This window comes from Enterobacter cloacae complex sp. 2022EL-00981 (genome assembly GCF_028737495.1).
GTDB classification, from domain to species: Bacteria; Pseudomonadota; Gammaproteobacteria; order Enterobacterales; family Enterobacteriaceae; genus Enterobacter; species Enterobacter cloacae.
Window position 1 is genome coordinate 165,860 of the sequence record NZ_JAQZRK010000003.1, and the last position, 14,637, is coordinate 180,496.

The 14,637-nt window shown below is 51.6% G+C and carries 12 protein-coding genes and 2 pseudogenes; 9 read left to right on the plus strand and 5 right to left on the minus strand.

Annotation, left to right across the window (positions count from 1 at the left end; all coding sequences use genetic code 11):
- Nucleotides 1-398 precede the first annotated feature (398 nt).
- Both PUZ33_RS04335 and PUZ33_RS04340 read left to right on the plus strand, forming a co-directional pair.
- Nucleotides 399-1,919 (plus strand): methyl-accepting chemotaxis protein, encoded by a 1,521-nt coding sequence (locus tag PUZ33_RS04335; protein ID WP_058680995.1) that lies wholly within the window; start codon nucleotides 399-401, stop codon nucleotides 1,917-1,919.
- Nucleotides 1,920-2,255: 336 nt separating this feature from the next.
- Nucleotides 2,256-3,815 carry a methyl-accepting chemotaxis protein gene (locus tag PUZ33_RS04340; RefSeq protein ID WP_058680994.1) on the plus strand — a complete coding sequence of 520 codons (1,560 nt, stop codon included), beginning with the start codon at nucleotides 2,256-2,258 and terminating at the stop codon, nucleotides 3,813-3,815.
- Here PUZ33_RS04340 and PUZ33_RS04345 read toward each other — a convergent pair.
- On the minus strand, nucleotides 3,812-4,306 hold the full coding sequence (locus PUZ33_RS04345; protein WP_013098824.1) for a PadR family transcriptional regulator: 495 nt from the start codon (nucleotides 4,304-4,306) through the stop codon (nucleotides 3,812-3,814). The two genes, PUZ33_RS04340 and PUZ33_RS04345, sit on opposite strands and share 4 nt — an antisense overlap.
- Nucleotides 4,307-4,452: 146 nt before the next feature.
- Here PUZ33_RS04345 and PUZ33_RS04350 point away from each other — a divergent pair, with 146 nt between their 5' ends.
- Nucleotides 4,453-5,217 carry a siderophore-interacting protein gene (locus tag PUZ33_RS04350; RefSeq protein WP_058680993.1) on the plus strand — a complete coding sequence of 255 codons (765 nt, stop codon included), beginning with the start codon at nucleotides 4,453-4,455 and terminating at the stop codon, nucleotides 5,215-5,217.
- On the opposite strand, the gene PUZ33_RS04355 is transcribed toward PUZ33_RS04350, so the two are convergent.
- Nucleotides 5,218-6,387, minus strand: a complete 1,170-nt coding sequence (locus PUZ33_RS04355; RefSeq protein ID WP_045293638.1) for a DNA repair protein — start codon at nucleotides 6,385-6,387, stop codon at nucleotides 5,218-5,220.
- A gap of 260 nt (nucleotides 6,388-6,647) precedes the next feature.
- Here PUZ33_RS04355 and PUZ33_RS04360 point away from each other — a divergent pair, with 260 nt between their 5' ends.
- The 6 genes and pseudogenes from PUZ33_RS04360 (at nucleotide 6,648) to PUZ33_RS04385 (ending at nucleotide 12,151) form a co-directional block, all read left to right on the plus strand.
- On the plus strand, nucleotides 6,648-8,321 hold the full coding sequence (locus PUZ33_RS04360) for a ShlB/FhaC/HecB family hemolysin secretion/activation protein (RefSeq protein WP_274205303.1): 1,674 nt from the start codon (nucleotides 6,648-6,650) through the stop codon (nucleotides 8,319-8,321).
- A gap of 9 nt (nucleotides 8,322-8,330) precedes the next feature.
- Nucleotides 8,331-9,704: pseudogene (locus PUZ33_RS04365) on the plus strand (two-partner secretion domain-containing protein); the annotation flags it as partial.
- Nucleotides 9,705-9,738: 34 nt separating this feature from the next.
- A pseudogene (locus PUZ33_RS04370) lies at nucleotides 9,739-9,954 on the plus strand (tail assembly protein); the annotation flags it as partial.
- Entirely contained in the window at nucleotides 9,951-10,301 is a 351-nt protein-coding gene (locus tag PUZ33_RS04375; protein WP_103142694.1) for a hypothetical protein, read from the plus strand. The pseudogene PUZ33_RS04370 and the gene PUZ33_RS04375, both read left to right, overlap by 4 nt.
- Nucleotides 10,302-10,309: 8 nt before the next feature.
- Complete coding sequence (locus PUZ33_RS04380; protein ID WP_136484985.1) at nucleotides 10,310-10,501, plus strand: hypothetical protein; 192 nt, start codon at nucleotides 10,310-10,312, stop codon at nucleotides 10,499-10,501.
- Nucleotides 10,502-10,699: 198 nt separating this feature from the next.
- Entirely contained in the window at nucleotides 10,700-12,151 is a 1,452-nt protein-coding gene (locus PUZ33_RS04385; protein WP_058680847.1) for an ATP-dependent nuclease, read from the plus strand.
- 272 nt (nucleotides 12,152-12,423) lie between these two features.
- Here the strand turns inward: PUZ33_RS04385 and PUZ33_RS04390 are convergent, their stop codons facing one another.
- From PUZ33_RS04390 to PUZ33_RS04400, 3 genes are read right to left on the minus strand one after another with little or no spacing between them, the layout of a single operon-like run.
- Nucleotides 12,424-13,437: a phage integrase gene (locus tag PUZ33_RS04390; RefSeq protein ID WP_023206295.1), complete on the minus strand. Its 1,014-nt coding sequence runs from the start codon at nucleotides 13,435-13,437 to the stop codon at nucleotides 12,424-12,426.
- A gap of 5 nt (nucleotides 13,438-13,442) precedes the next feature.
- Nucleotides 13,443-13,988 (minus strand): hypothetical protein, encoded by a 546-nt coding sequence (locus tag PUZ33_RS04395; RefSeq protein ID WP_058671311.1) that lies wholly within the window; start codon nucleotides 13,986-13,988, stop codon nucleotides 13,443-13,445.
- 23 nt (nucleotides 13,989-14,011) lie between these two features.
- Nucleotides 14,012-14,635, minus strand: a complete 624-nt coding sequence (locus PUZ33_RS04400) for a phage repressor protein CI (RefSeq protein WP_058671318.1) — start codon at nucleotides 14,633-14,635, stop codon at nucleotides 14,012-14,014.
- Nucleotides 14,636-14,637: the final 2 nt, after the last annotated feature.

The following is a 14,637-nucleotide window of genomic DNA, read 5'->3' on the forward strand; positions in this document are numbered from 1 at the left end:
CGTTAAGTATTGCAGGGATTACGCCACTTCAGCGGACTTAACGAAAATCGGGATAAACGCCAGGTTAAAATAATGTTGCGCAATATTTAATCATGCCGATGTTTTCCAGACGGGATTTAGCGGTACGTAAAACGGGGGCAGGAAGACGTGGATGGGGTCAATTGCACCAGGGGGGTGCAGGCGGTGCGACTTAAGTGGGCGTTAACAGATCATCCTTTGCAGATAATTTCATTGTGAAAGTATTTAAAATCAATCAATTATAAAATCTCACAAAAAGTGCGGTTTAAGTGAAATCTGCGATCTCCATCAAGTTTAACAACTAAAGATAAATTGTTTACCGCCGAAAAAACAATAAACCACAAAATTAACATTCAAATAACCTGCAAGGGATGCTCACGATGTCCTCTCCAACCTATGTCACCCAGAATGAATATCTTCTGGACGATGACACCACCTTAATGTCTACCACAGACGTCCACAGCTATCTGACTCATGCTAACGACACCTTTGTTCAGGTGAGTGGCTATCAGCTTAATGAGCTGATGGGTCAGCCGCATAATCTGGTGCGCCATCCTGATATGCCTAAAGCCGCTTTTGCCGATATGTGGTACACCCTGCAACAGGGCGAGCCGTGGAGCGGAATTGTCAAAAACCGCCGTAAAAATGGCGATCACTACTGGGTGCGCGCCAACGCGGTGCCGATGGTGCGCCACGGGAAGGTCACCGGCTATATGTCGATTCGCACCAAAGCGACGGCAGAAGAGATCGCTACCGTGGAGCCACTCTATAAGGCCCTGAATGCCGGACGCTGTACCAAACGGATCCATAAAGGGCTGGTGGTGCGTCAGGGCTGGTTCGGAAAACTACCGGCAATGCCGCTGCGCTGGCGGGTACGCGGCGTGATGGCGGTGCTCTTTGGCGCGCTCGCCGCCACGCTGGTGGCAACCTCAGCTGGCTGGGTGTCGTTGGCCGCAGCAGCGATAATGATGCTGCTGGGCACGTTGTTGTTTGAACAGCAGATTGTTCGCCCGGTAGAGAATGTGGCGCGACAGGCGCTGAAGGTGGCAACCGGCGAGTGCAATAGCGTGCAGCACCTGAACCGCAGCGACGAACTGGGCCTGACCCTTCGCGCGGTGGGGCAACTGGGGCTGATGTGTCGCTGGTTAATCAATGACGTATCAAGCCAGGTGGTGAGCGTGCGCGACGGCAGCGACAAGCTGGCGCAGGGTAATGAGGATCTGAACGACCGCACGCGTCAGACCGTTGCAAACGTGCAGCAGACCGTGGCGACGATGAACCAGATGGCGGCCTCCGTTCAAAGTAACTCTGAAACCGCCACCGAAGTGGATAAGCTCTCCGTAGCCGCCAGCAGTGCGGCGACCAAAGGCGGGAACGCGATGCAGACGGTGGTCAAAACCATGGACGATATCGCCGACAGTACCCAGCGTATCGGCTCCATTACTACCCTGATCAACGATATTGCCTTCCAGACCAATATCCTCGCCCTGAATGCGGCGGTAGAAGCGGCACGAGCCGGTGAGCAGGGCAAAGGCTTTGCGGTGGTGGCAGGGGAAGTTCGCCATCTTGCCAGCCGCAGCGCTAATGCCGCCAACGATATCCGTAAGCTGATTGATGCCAGCGCCAGCAAGGTACAGTCCGGCTCCGAGCAGGTACACGCCGCAGGACGCACCATGGATGATATCGTTGAGCAGGTGAAAAACGTCACGCAGCTGATCGCGCAGATTAGCCATGCCACCTCTGAACAGGCTACCGGGCTTTCGGAGTTAACCCGCGCGGTGGCTGAACTGGACAGCATCACGCAGAAAAACGCCGATCTGGTTGAAGAGAGTGCGCAGATCTCCGCGATGGTAAAACACCGTGCCGGACGTCTTCAGGATGCGGTGACGGTACTCCATTGAGTCTGTAATGTTCCAGAAAAGCCGTTTATTCTGTCAGGATTAAACGGCTTCCTTCGCTTCATTTGTAATTATTCTTGCGATTTATTGTTAATTTTATATTAAGTAACTAAAGAAAGTGCCTCAGTTATTTATCCCTGCCTAAGTCATTTTTTCCCGATGCTATTTCAGAAATGCCCCGTCTGGTAGTTGAGTAACGATCGATACGGCCATATTAATAGCCTCTGCCTATCCATTGTGATGGTTATGAAATAAAAAAACGATCAAAGTCATAAAGTTAGCAGTTTCGTTACCGATAACGGTGATCGTCTGAGAAATAATCACATCGATGGAGTAAATATGTTCTTACATGACGTAAAAATCGGCACGAAATTATTTCTGGCGTTTGGATTCTTTATTGTCCTGATGGTGGTGAGCGCGAGTTTGTCTTTAATGAGTCTGAACCGGGCAAACAACGGGATGCAATCCATCATTACCAGTGATTATCCGACCACGGTAAAAGCGAACCAGTTAATCGACAACTTCCAGGAATTTATTAGCACTCAGCAACTCATGCTGCTGGATGAACAGGGGACGTACACGGCGCAGTCGCAGCAGCATCTCAAAGAGATTAGCGAGCACATCACGGTGATCCTCGGCGAGCTGAACAAGGCACTGCAGGATCAACAATCGCAGCAGGTTCTCGCCGAGATACGCGGCGTGCGCCAGCAGTATCTGGACTCGCGGTATCGTATTTTGCAGGCGGTGCAGAACCACGATCGCGCCGGTGCCGTTCAGGAGATGATGACCAACACGCTAAAACTGCAGCAGGCCTATAAAGCCAAAGTGCAGCAGCTGATTGCGATTCAGAACACTGAGATGCAGAACGCCGGGGTGCAGGTGGAAAGTGATTTCAGGAGCAACCGTCTGCTGCTCATCCTCATTACTCTCTTCAGCGTGGCGGCAGGCAGCCTGATTGGCTGGTTTATCGTGCGTTCCATTACCCGTCCGCTGGGCCAGGCCGTGGATTTTGCGGCGGCGATTGCGGATGGCGATCTCACCGGCAGTATCACCTCGCACGGTAAAGACGAAACCGGCCTGTTGCTGCATGCCCTGATGGAGATGAAAACGCGTCTGCTGGACATTGTGCAGCAGGTGCAGACCGGCTCGGAGAATATCTCCAGCGCCGCCGCGCAGATTGTCGCCGGGAACCAGGATCTGGCCGCGCGCACGGAAGAGCAGGCCAGCTCTGTGGAGCAGACCGCCGCCTCGATGGAGCAGATCACCGCGACGGTGAAAAACACCGCTTCGCATACCGGAGAAGCGACCAACCTGTCGGCAGATGCCGCGAAGGTGGTCAAAAACAACGGTGAGATGATGAAGCAGGTGACCAGCAAAATGCGCCTGATTAACGAGACCTCGAACCGGATGTCCGACATCATCGACCTGATCGATGCCATTGCCTTCCAGACCAATATTCTGGCGCTGAACGCGGCGGTGGAAGCGGCCCGGGCGGGCGAGCACGGTCGTGGCTTTGCGGTGGTGGCTGGTGAAGTGCGCCAGCTCGCGCAGAAGAGTGCTTCGTCAGCCAGTGAGATCCGTGAGCTGATTGAAAGCTCCACCAGCCAGACGCAGGACGGGATGAACCTGGTCGAGAAGGCGAGCGAGCTTATCAATGGCATGGTGGGCAACGTGGAAGAGATGGATGTGATCCTGCGTGAGATCCGCCAGGCCAGCCACGAGCAGACGGAGGGGATCTCGCAGATTAACAGCGCGATTGGCCTGATTGATGCCACTACCCAGCAAAACTCCGCGCTGGTGGAGGAGTCTGTTGCCGCGGCGGCCTCCCTCAACGAGCAGGCGATGCACCTGAAAGAGCTGGTACGCGTCTTCCGCGTGAGCGAGCACGCACCGGCTTAATCCAGCTGGGAGATCTCCAGCGCCGCGCGGTCGATCACGCCAACGATCTGCTTAAGCTGCGCGTCGCTGAGCGCTCCCTGATTCACCTTCAGATCTAACACCGCTTTGAAGTTATCCAGTGCCCGCTTCATCTGCGGGTTTTTGCGTAGCTGGAAACCAACCGCGCGGGCTTTGATACGCGCCTGAATCTGCTCAAGCTGTTCCTGGTTTTCCTCCAGCCACTGCTGTCCTGCCGCATTGATGGCAATGCGCTTACGCCCATTCTCTTCTTCCGTAATGGTGATAAATGCCTGATCCTGAAGATAATCCAGCGTCGGGTAAATCACGCCAGGACTCGGGGTGTAGTTCCCTTGGGTCAGGTTCTCAATCTCTTTGATCAGCTCATAACCGTGGCTCGCGTTGCGGGTCAGAATATCCAGAATCACCAGCCGCAGATCGCCGTGACCAAAAAAGCGTGGTCGACGTCCGCCGCCATCATGTTCGTGTCGCATAGTGTGCCTCGTAAATTGATATATCTAAACTATATCTAAGATATATTCAGATGCAATCTAAAAGATCTTGCATTCTTGCTGATTAGCAATCATTATCATTTAAAATCAATTTAGATATATCGTATTCACCTGAGAAGGGTCTTAACATGGCAACCACCCGCTATCCACAACGCGTGCGTAACGAACTGCGTTTTCGTGAACTGACCGTGCTCCGTGTTGAGCCCGTAAGCGCTGGTTTTCAGCGCATAGTTTTAGGCGGCGAGGCGCTGGAGGGCTTTAGCTCCCGCGGTTTCGACGATCACACCAAAGTGTTTTTCCCGGCCCCGGGAACGACGTTTGTGCCACCGGTGGTCACCGACGAGGGCATTGACTGGGGCGACGGCGTGCGCCCGCAAAGCCGGGATTACACACCGCTGTACGACGCCGCGAAGCACGAGCTGGCGCTTGATTTCTTCGTGCATGACGGCGGGGTTGCCAGCCAGTGGGCGCTAGAGGCGAAAGTGGGCGACAGGCTGACGATTGGTGGCCCGCGCGGTTCGCTGGTGGTACCGGAGGATTACGCCTGGCAGCTGTATGTGTGCGATGAGTCCGGGATGCCGGCGTTGCGTCGCCGCCTGGAAGGCATCGCCAGCTTGCCGAAACGCCCGGAAATTCACGCGGTGGTCACCGTCGGGGATGAATCATACAAGGATTATCTGGCGCACCTGAGCGCGTTCAACATCACCTGGGTGATCGGCCACAGCGAGCAGGCGGTGGCTGAGCTGCTGGCGTCGCTGAACGTTCCGGCGGAAGATTACTTTATCTGGCTGACCGGGGAAGGGAAGGTGGTTAAAAACCTGAGCCGACTGTTTGAGAGTGAGGCTATCGATCAGCAGCTGGTGCGTGCCAGCGCGTACTGGCACGCGAAATAATTACGCTGCTGAATCGAGCTGCGCTTCGCTCACCTGATGTTCGAGCGAGGCGCGGACCTCGTTCAGCGCCTTTTCCTGCTGCGCGAAGTACGCTTCCATATTGCTGAGCGACGACACCAGCAGCCAGGATTCTTCTTTCTCCAGTTCTGCCAGCTCGTTCACTAAGGTGTCGATCTGCTCGCGAACCTGAGCCATTTTTTTGCGGATGCGCTCCAGATCGTTCAGCCTGTCGCTGGCCATCAGCGGCTCGAAGCCCTGCTGCAGGCGCGCCACCAGAGAACGAATGGTTTTGACGTCTCCACGCTGTTTGGCCTGGTTGAGCTGCACCATCATCGCGTTGGCTTCTTCTTTCAAATCGTCTGCCACCAGATCCGGGTGACACAGCTTGCTCGCCTGCCGCCAGAGCCGTTTCAGCTCGTCCCGATCCTCTTGTGAAAGATCTTTCCCTTTACGCAGACGCACTTCGGCATCCTGATGCTGCTCGCGGTATTTCTCGTACTCTTCGTTGGCCTCGTCACGCGCCTGACGCGCAGGCTCTTCCTCACGCGTTAAGCCGCTCTCCAGCTCCAGCGCCTCGGCAAGCAGGTTGGCAATCAGGTTACTTTGCTGCTGCAGATGCTTACGCGCCTCGGCTGCCTGTACGGAATCGGCAGGAAGTTCGCGCCAGCGCTGGGTGAGTGTTGCCAGCACCTCCACGGCCTGGGCCATGTAGCGCTGACAGCGGCGGTAGTCTTCCTCGCGACGACGCGCCTCAGCCTGCTGACGGCGCAGGTTCAGCTCGGCCAGCGTTTTACGCAGGGCGAGGATCTGCTGCATCAGCGGGCCCAGGCGGGAGAAATAGAGATCGTTGAACTCATCAAGCTGCTGCACGCGCGCGTTACGGCGGTCAATCAGATCGCGCAGTCGCTCTTCCAGCGCTTTCAGTTCCAGTTTGCTCGCGGCGACCTGCGGATCGCGCCATGGCGTCACGGCACGCTGGCTTTGTAGCCACGCGACGATCGCGGCGATGGCCGCAGTGTAGTTTTTCTGCTCAAGCGCCACGACGATTGCCTGTAGCTCATCGTCAAACGCTTCATTTTTCAGCCGGGTCAGCTGGCTCTGAATGATGTCGTCATCTTCCAGTTCAATGGCATTTTTAATGATTTCTAGCCGTTTGATCGGTGTGCTCATGATGCCTTTCGCTTTGGCGCTTAAGTATTTGAGTTAAGGTTAGTTGTTGGAAACGCTACAAGAAATAATACACACGGATGATGATCGGCGCGATGGGGGATTTCTTTAGATTTACGCAGTGTCACCCGCTAAATTCTGAAAATGCAGCAAAATAGACCTTAAATTAAATGTGTGTATTTACACTGTTTACTTTTTGACATAAGTTGCGCGTTTTTTGACAGGTAAGTCTGAAAACGGACTTTTAGCAAGGAGTGGCAGTGATGACAGGGAAAACGTCGATACTACAGGTGCTGGCTGGCATGGCCTTGCTGGCAGGTGCTGCGCAGGCGGCCCCCCTGCCTCCGGCCGACCGTAATACTATTCAGCAGCAACAGCAGCAGTTGCTGGATGAAAACCAGCGCCAGCGTGAAGAGCTGGAGCGCAGCGTGGTATTACCGCGTCCTGTTCAGCCCGACAGTGCTGCGACTCCGCAAGGTCCCTGTTTTGTTATCTCGCGCATTGAGCTGACGGGTACCACACTTCTTTCTCCGTTAGCCAAAGATCGCCTGGTTGCGCCGTGGGTGAACCAGTGTCTTGATATGGCGCGTCTCAACGCCCTGACCAACGCCGTCTCTGACTGGTATATCAGCCGGGGGTATATCACCAGCCGCGCATTTTTAACCGAGCAGGATCTCTCTGGTGGCGTACTGCATCTCGCGGTACTGGAAGGCAAACTCCAGCGAATCCGGCTTGAAGGGGTTCCCGCCCGCACGCTGAGCATGACCTTTCCCGGCCTCGAAGGGAAAATTCTTAACCTGCGCGATATCGAACAGGGCATGGAGCAGCTTAATCGCGTGCGCCAGACGCCGGTTGAAATAGAAATTTTGCCCGGCGACAGACAGGGCTATTCAATCGTCAATCTGACGGCTTCGCCTGAATTCCCGCTCAGCGGTTCAGTGAGTTTCGATAACAGCGGGCAAAAGAGTACCGGTACCGGACAACTCAATGGCGCGCTGTACGGCAATAACCTGCTGGGGCTGGCGGATAAGTGGTTTATCAGCGGCGGGCGCAGCAGTGATTTTTCGAACAGCCATGATGCTCAGAATTTTGCCGCCGGGGTCAGCGTGCCTTATGGCTACGGCTTGCTGGACTACAGCTACAGCTGGAGCAACTACCTCAGCACCATCGATAATAACGGCTGGCTCTGGCGTTCGACGGGCGACACCGAAACCCACCGTCTGAATGGCTCCTGGGTGCTGTTCCGCAATGGCGATATCAAAACCGGCGTGTCGGCGGGCATCACCCACCGCATCAACCATAACTATCTCGACGATGTTCTGCTGGCTACCAGCAGCCGCAAACTTTCAAGTTTCTCCCTGGGCCTTAACCACACGCAAAAAATCGCCTCCGGCGTGGTGACCCTGAACCCGACCTTCACTCAGGGTGTGCCGTGGTTCGGCGCCGAAGATGATAACGACAAGCATGGCGATGTGCCGAAAGCCGAGTTCCGCAAATGGAGCGTCAACGGCAGTTTTCAGCGCCCGGTTGCTGACGGGCTGTGGTGGTTGACCAGCGTCTATTTTCAGTGGTCGCCGGACCGGCTATACGGCAGCGAGCGCCTGACGCTGGGGGGAGAGACCTCCGTGCGCGGCTTCAAAGAGCAGTACCTCTCCGGTGATAACGGCGGTTACTGGCGAAATGAACTCAATTATTCGCTCTTTACGCTGCCGTGGGTGGGGGATGTTGGCCTGTTGGCAGCAGTTGACGGTGGCTGGCTGAAGAAGGACGGATTTGACCGTTACGCCTCCGGCACACTGTGGGGCGCCGCGTTTGGTCTGACGACGGCTCATCGCGGCTATTCAAGCCAGTTTACCGTTGGCACACCGATGGCGTATCCGGACTGGCTGGCACCGGATCACCTCACGATTTACTACCGCGTATCAGTGGCTTTCTAAGGGACAGGGATGATGAAACAGGATCAGGTTCGTTTTTCACAGCGCGCGCTGAGCGCGTTACTGAGCGTTCTGCTGGCGACGCAGCCGCTGTTACCCGCGGTGGCGGCATCCATCACCCCGTCCGGCAATACGCAGATGGATAAGGCGGCTAACGGCGTGCCGGTGGTGAACATCGCCACGCCGAACCAGTCCGGTATTTCCCATAACAAATACAACGACTACAACGTCGGGAAAGAGGGGCTGATCCTCAATAACGCGACCGGGCAGCTTAACCAGACCCAGCTTGGCGGGCTTATCCAGAATAACCCCAACCTGAAGGCCGGGCAGGAAGCCAAAGGCATCATCAACGAAGTCACCGGCGCTAACCGCTCAAATTTGCAGGGCTATACCGAAGTGGCCGGCAAGGCGGCGAACGTCATCGTGGCGAATCCCTACGGTATCACCTGTAACGGCTGCGGATTTATCAACACGCCGAATGTGACCCTCACCACCGGTAAACCGGTGCTTGATGCCAGCGGTAAGCTGCAATCTCTTGATGTTACCCAAGGTGCGGTCACCATCGAGGGCGCGGGCCTCAATGGCTCGCAGAGCGATGCGGTGTCGATCATCTCCCGTGCGACGGAGATCAACGCGCAACTGCATGCGAAAGATTTACGTGTCGTTGCAGGGGCGAACCGCGTAGCGGCGGATGGCAGCGTCAGTGCGTTAAAAGGTGAAGGTACAGCCCCGAAGGTCGCGGTAGACACCGGCGCGCTGGGCGGCATGTACGCTAACAGGATCCGTCTGGTCTCCAGTGAAACGGGGGTGGGCGTAAACCTGGGCAACCTTAACGCGCGACAGGGGGATATTGCGCTCAGCAGTGCGGGAAAAGTGGTGCTGAAAAACACCCTTGCCAGCGGCAGCACCACGGTCAGCGCGGCGGACGTAACGTTACGCGGGGACCATAAAGCGGGTGGCAACGTCACGGTCTCCGGCCAGACGGCGCTGACGCTTGACCAGGCTCACGTTGCCGCGGATAACAACCTTCAGTTAACAACCCGCGGCACGCTGACGCAAAACGGCGGTGCGTTCACGGCGGCAAATGACGCTACGCTTGCCGCGACCACCCTGATCCAGAGCGCAGATGCCCAGGCAAGCGCGGGTCGTCATCTTGCCGTAAATGCTGAGAAAAACGCGGCGCTTAACGGTTCTGTTGTGGCGGGGCAGCAGCTGTCGGTTAAGGGTGGCGAACTGGTGCAGCAGGGAAATCTCAGTGCTTCCGAGATTGCCCTCAACGCGCAGACGTTGACCCAAGAGAGCCGCAGCACAACAAATGCCAGCGGGAATATCACGCTCACCACGTCTGGCCACAGCCAACTGAAAGGCAGCACAACCGCCGGACAATTGAATTGCCGCAAGTAATATGATGTTTGCTGCTGGTACTGCGATGACTGTAGGAGGGGTAGCTCAACTTCTTTCCCCTCAGGCTACGGGGCTTGCAAGTAAACAAGGCGCTGATAATAAAGCCTCATACGCATTTGGAGGCGTAACTAATACTGCCGCGCAGGGCTATCCGGTACCATTGCTTTACGGTAAGCGCCGTATCGGCGGTGCAATTATTTCAGCAGGTATCTATGTGGAGGATCAACTTTGACAACTCATGCACAACTCTGGCCGGAAGGTGAGGTATTTACCAGAGAGGTATTGATACCGACAAAGTACGAGCCACTACCAGTTGAAGTCACTTACACCGTTCCTCCTTTCGAGATCGTTGTCGAAACGTGGCAGAACAGAGACCCAGCTAAGGCTTACGCTCTGTTTAGACAATTCATTGTTGACTGGGATCAGCAGGACAAACTCACCGACGAAATACTTATGTGCTTTCTGACAGCTTACCCCGGTACAGATGAAGCTATTTTTGCCGGATGGTATGAGCATATGAAAGAAGTTATGACGGTAAATGAGCAGCTTTTCACAGGTTGCAGCCAGTCAATCAACTGAGGGGGCGTATGCTGGATCGGGCAGTAATAGAGAAAGCAATAATGGTCTCGGCCGAACTACAGGGCCATAAACTTAACGGGCAAGATAGGCTATTAATCCGCACAAAAACAGCTATGGTGTTGGGGGCTAAACAGCGGCACCGCCAACGCATGAAGTCTCCACCTTATCAGTGGCGTAAACCGGAAAACCCCAGACGATAAACAACCATTGATGCTTCAAGTTGCAGGAGCCTGTACTTAGGGCCGCAGCCGGGGTAACTTGTTTGAGTACTATCATGCTGCATCTTGAGGTTACTTGGGTTTACATACTACAAAATCAAGCATAGAAAGCTTAAAAAGGATCTGATAGTCTAAAAATGTTTTTAATTTAGGCTATTACACAGCAGAATAGGGATTTGTATGGCTGATATAAGAAGTAAATTGAAAAGTAAGTACTCTCAAAGAAATAAATATGCTAATTTTGGCTCGGCTCTGAGAAGTATAGATATTAAAGGTTTTCGAGGTATAGAGGATATTACTCTGAGCTTGGATTTTCCTGTGACGGCAATTTCTGGTTTAAATGGCGCAGGTAAAAGTACTCTTGGTCAATTAGCTATTTGTGCATATAAAAAACCGGTAACAGCACAAGATTATAAACGGCTTTATATAAAAGACTTTTTCCCCGTATCAAAAGCTGATCCGAGTCCATTTAAAATGGATTCAAGTGTCATTTATAAATATGAAACCAATGACCCTAATAGAACTCAAGATGTAACCGTTTCACGTATAAAATCTTCTTGGTCTGGATATAAACGTCAGCCGGAGAGACATTGTTATTATATAGGTTTTACTGTATACATTCCAAAAGTTGAGCGTCGTGATCTCAGTGTCTATGGGGGAAGGGATTTCGATTTGACAGTGAGAAGGAATGTTGACCAAGAGATAATATCAAGGATGGCTAAAATTATCGGTCATCCATATGACGATGTTGCATTTCAGGGAATATCGCATAGAAAACGAGAGACAGAAATAGGGATGGTTGAAAGACTTGGATATTCATATTCAGAAAATAACATGGGCTTTGGCGAAGGTCGGGTGCTTTATACCGTTGATATGTTAGAAACATCCCCGGAACAGAGCTTATTTGTTTTAGAAGAGCCAGAAACGTCTCTTCATGAAAGTGCGCAATATGAATTTACGAAATATCTTATGGAGGTTTGTGAGCGGAGAAAACATCAAATTATTCTTTCTACTCATTCTAGTGTTATTTTAAATGCATTGCCTCCAGAGGCTCGTAAATTATTGATTCGTGATGAAACTGGCGTGGATATAAAAGACGGCATTTCAACAACGCACATAAGATCAATACTCTCAGACGGTCATTTTAAAGGGCTGCATGTTTGTGTTGAGGATCATTTTGCTAAGGTACTACTTAGCCAAGTAATAAGGCTGAAAAGGCGAGACATCCTCAAATCCATTCAGATTACTGATGTTGGTGATAAAACTGCCGTAAGAAAGGCAGTAGAGATTTTGAGTAAATCTGGACTAAATGCTATTGCAGTTAGGGATGCTGATGTAGGTGAGGATCCTAGAGGGAACTTATTTTCTTTTCCTGGCAATCGTCCTCCGGAAGTTGAGGTTTACCAACATGCTGCTGTTAAAGAATTTTTACAGCAAGAATATGGAATTGATTTTGATTGGCTAATACAAAGAAAAGGCGTTGAAGATCATCACTTGTATACAAAAACAATTTCAGAAGAAGTGGAATGCGAGGAGGAAGTGGTGAGAATACTAGCTATTAAAAAATACATAGATGTTCTTGGGGATCAGTTTGATAGCTTGGTTGATAAAATTGTCGAGAAAATAGTTTAGCAACTAAATTATCTGAAGATATGCAGGATTACCTATAAATACTCAGTGGCGGTATCCTATAGGTATCCTGGAAAGTAATAAGGGCTTGCGAATCATCGCAAGCCCTTGATTTATGGTGGCCCCTGTTGGGTTTGAACCAACGACCAAGCGATTATGAGTCCCAAACTTAAGGCTTATAAAACAATAAGTTACTTTATTTTCAACGCCTTGCGCCGTCGAATAGTGGGGAATATGAAAGCATAGTGAATAGGTTTGCTGCCATTTTGCTGCCATCAAATCAGATTTAAGGGGTTGTACTCCACTGCTTCTGTCAGATGGTCTGGGGCGAAATGAGCATAACGCATCGTCACCTTAATATCAGTGTGTCCAAGGATACGCTGCAGTACAAGAATGTTACCCCCGCGCATCATAAAGTGGCTTGCAAATGTGTGCCGTAGAACGTGTGACAACTGCCCGTCAGGTAGCTCAATCCCCGCTCGCTTAATTGCCCCGCGAAACGCAGAATAGCACCCCGTAAAGACTGGTTTCGATGTTCTTACTTTTGGGAGTATTTCGTAAAGCTCATCACTTATTGGAACGGCGCGGTTTTTCTTGCCCTTGGTTTTGATATAAGTGATTTTGCCGGGGCTTATTTGCTTGCCTGTCAGTGACTCCGCCTCGCCCCATCGTGCGCCGGTTGCAAGGCATATCTTTACTATAGTCACTAAATCTTCCGCCTTGCTTTTCTCGCACTCAGCCAGAAGCTGCTTAACTTCTTCAACTGTCAGCCAGGCTAGCTCTGCCTCATCAATTTTAAATTCCCGGACGTTTTCGAGCGGATTGGGCGCACTCCAGTCATCCAGTCTTTTCAGTTCGTTGAACATGGCGCGGAAATACGCCAGCTCAAGATTAACGGTACGGGGAGTCACTGCTTTTACCCGATCAGAACGTGTAATTTTCCCGCTTAAACGTTGTTCACGGTAGGTTGCAAAAAGTTTGGCGTTAAATTCAGTAGCGAGAGGGTTTCCCATAGCAAAGCAGGCAAATTCCATTGCGCCCTTACGCTTGAGGCCATCAGAGAGTGTAACGCCATGAGCGTTGAACCAGGTTTCAACAAGGTCAGTAACTCGCCGCTTATCTGCTTTTTCTCCCAGCCAGGGCTTGTCCTGCGCTTGATCCTTAATGTGGCGCTCAAAGGCCATGGCTTCCCCCTTGGTGGCGAATTGACGACGAATGCGCCGCCCATCCCTACCGTTGGGGAAGACCTGAGCCTGCCACTTACCATTAGATAGTTTTGTTACAGCCAATTATTTTACCTTTGAGAAATGAGGTCTTGAGCAAATTTGGTCAAGCCTGGCTTACCCTCTTCCAGATAGCAGCAATTTTTGAAGTTATCGCTCCAGCTTCCGCTTGCGGTCATTAATTGGTCAGGGTTACGGATGTTGCCGTACTTACGCAACAGATTTTCCGCTTGCTTTCTGGTTATGGAAAAATCGAATTTTTCCGCAGTTAGGTATTCAAATTTTTTGGTTTGGAGGTCAATGGATAAAGGTAGGACTGTAACTTTCACGCTTTTAGCTGGAGTCTGAAAAAGAGTACGGTATACAGCGTAAACGGACGCTTTATCTGACTCATATTTTATTTCTTTTGAATCTTTAGAATAGATGCTTGGTGATATTTGAATATGCAAAGGATTTTGCGCTAAAACCTTAAATGCCGGGTATTCAACTCCCTTGACGTTGTAAGATGAGTAATCGTTATAATCATCCATTAATTCACTGACGCTTTTGTATTGCTCTGGTGCTGCAAATACAGTGAACGAAGCGCTTATCAATAATGCTGATATGATTTTTTTCATATGATCTTCCTTACAAATATTTGTTAATCCATGAACTCAGTTTTACTAATTACTTTGCCTAAAACTTTTACGTCCTTAACGGCGCATTCAAACGATGCTTTCCCGTTCTCTATCCGCACACGCCCGGCAGGAAATCGATATACCTCGCGTACGCTTGCAATCCCATCGATCTCAATGAACCAAAAGCCATCTACTAACTCGCCGTCGTAGCTGTCAGCCATGTAAGTAGTTTTATCAGACGTCAAAATGAATGGTGAATGTAAACCTTCTGGAATGGTTGAAACATCAACCACTACATCATTTTGGGGTGTTAAGTTCCCATTTGTGATGTCGATGCGCTTTAGATGTACCGCCTGGTCATCCCGCCCATCTACGAATTTGCTGCCAACCCCGGTGCTAAGCCAGGTTAACGATGCCCCCGTTTCGAGATGGCAGACGATGACCCAATCAGCTGGAAAAGTATCGCGAGCATATCTGTTAGCCATAGTGCTCTGAGACACGCCAAGCTGCTTGCACAGCGTGATTCGTGTGGTAAATCCATATGCTTCGAGTATGCGAGCAATAACCTCTTTCCCACCTCTATTTTGTGAGATGAAATCTCGAATCAAGCGAGTGTCATCTTTATTCGTTAAGTTTCGTGTTGACATGT

What these genes read in the sequence shown, in the direction of transcription:
- PUZ33_RS04340 (WP_058680994.1), top strand. Translation starts at nt 2,256, where the DNA reads ATGTTCTTACATGACGTAAAAATCGGCACGAAATTATTTCTGGCGTTT.
- PUZ33_RS04350 (WP_058680993.1), top strand. Translation starts at nt 4,453, where the DNA reads ATGGCAACCACCCGCTATCCACAACGCGTGCGTAACGAACTGCGTTTT.
- PUZ33_RS04385 (WP_058680847.1), top strand. Translation starts at nt 10,700, where the DNA reads ATGGCTGATATAAGAAGTAAATTGAAAAGTAAGTACTCTCAAAGAAAT.
- PUZ33_RS04395 (WP_058671311.1), bottom strand. Translation starts at nt 13,988, where the DNA reads ATGAAAAAAATCATATCAGCATTATTGATAAGCGCTTCGTTCACTGTA.
- PUZ33_RS04355 (WP_045293638.1), bottom strand. Translation starts at nt 6,387, where the DNA reads ATGAGCACACCGATCAAACGGCTAGAAATCATTAAAAATGCCATTGAA.
- PUZ33_RS04335 (WP_058680995.1), top strand. Translation starts at nt 399, where the DNA reads ATGTCCTCTCCAACCTATGTCACCCAGAATGAATATCTTCTGGACGAT.
- PUZ33_RS04380 (WP_136484985.1), top strand. Translation starts at nt 10,310, where the DNA reads ATGCTGGATCGGGCAGTAATAGAGAAAGCAATAATGGTCTCGGCCGAA.
- PUZ33_RS04345 (WP_013098824.1), bottom strand. Translation starts at nt 4,306, where the DNA reads ATGCGACACGAACATGATGGCGGCGGACGTCGACCACGCTTTTTTGGT.
- PUZ33_RS04400 (WP_058671318.1), bottom strand. Translation starts at nt 14,635, where the DNA reads ATGTCAACACGAAACTTAACGAATAAAGATGACACTCGCTTGATTCGA.
- PUZ33_RS04360 (WP_274205303.1), top strand. Translation starts at nt 6,648, where the DNA reads ATGACAGGGAAAACGTCGATACTACAGGTGCTGGCTGGCATGGCCTTG.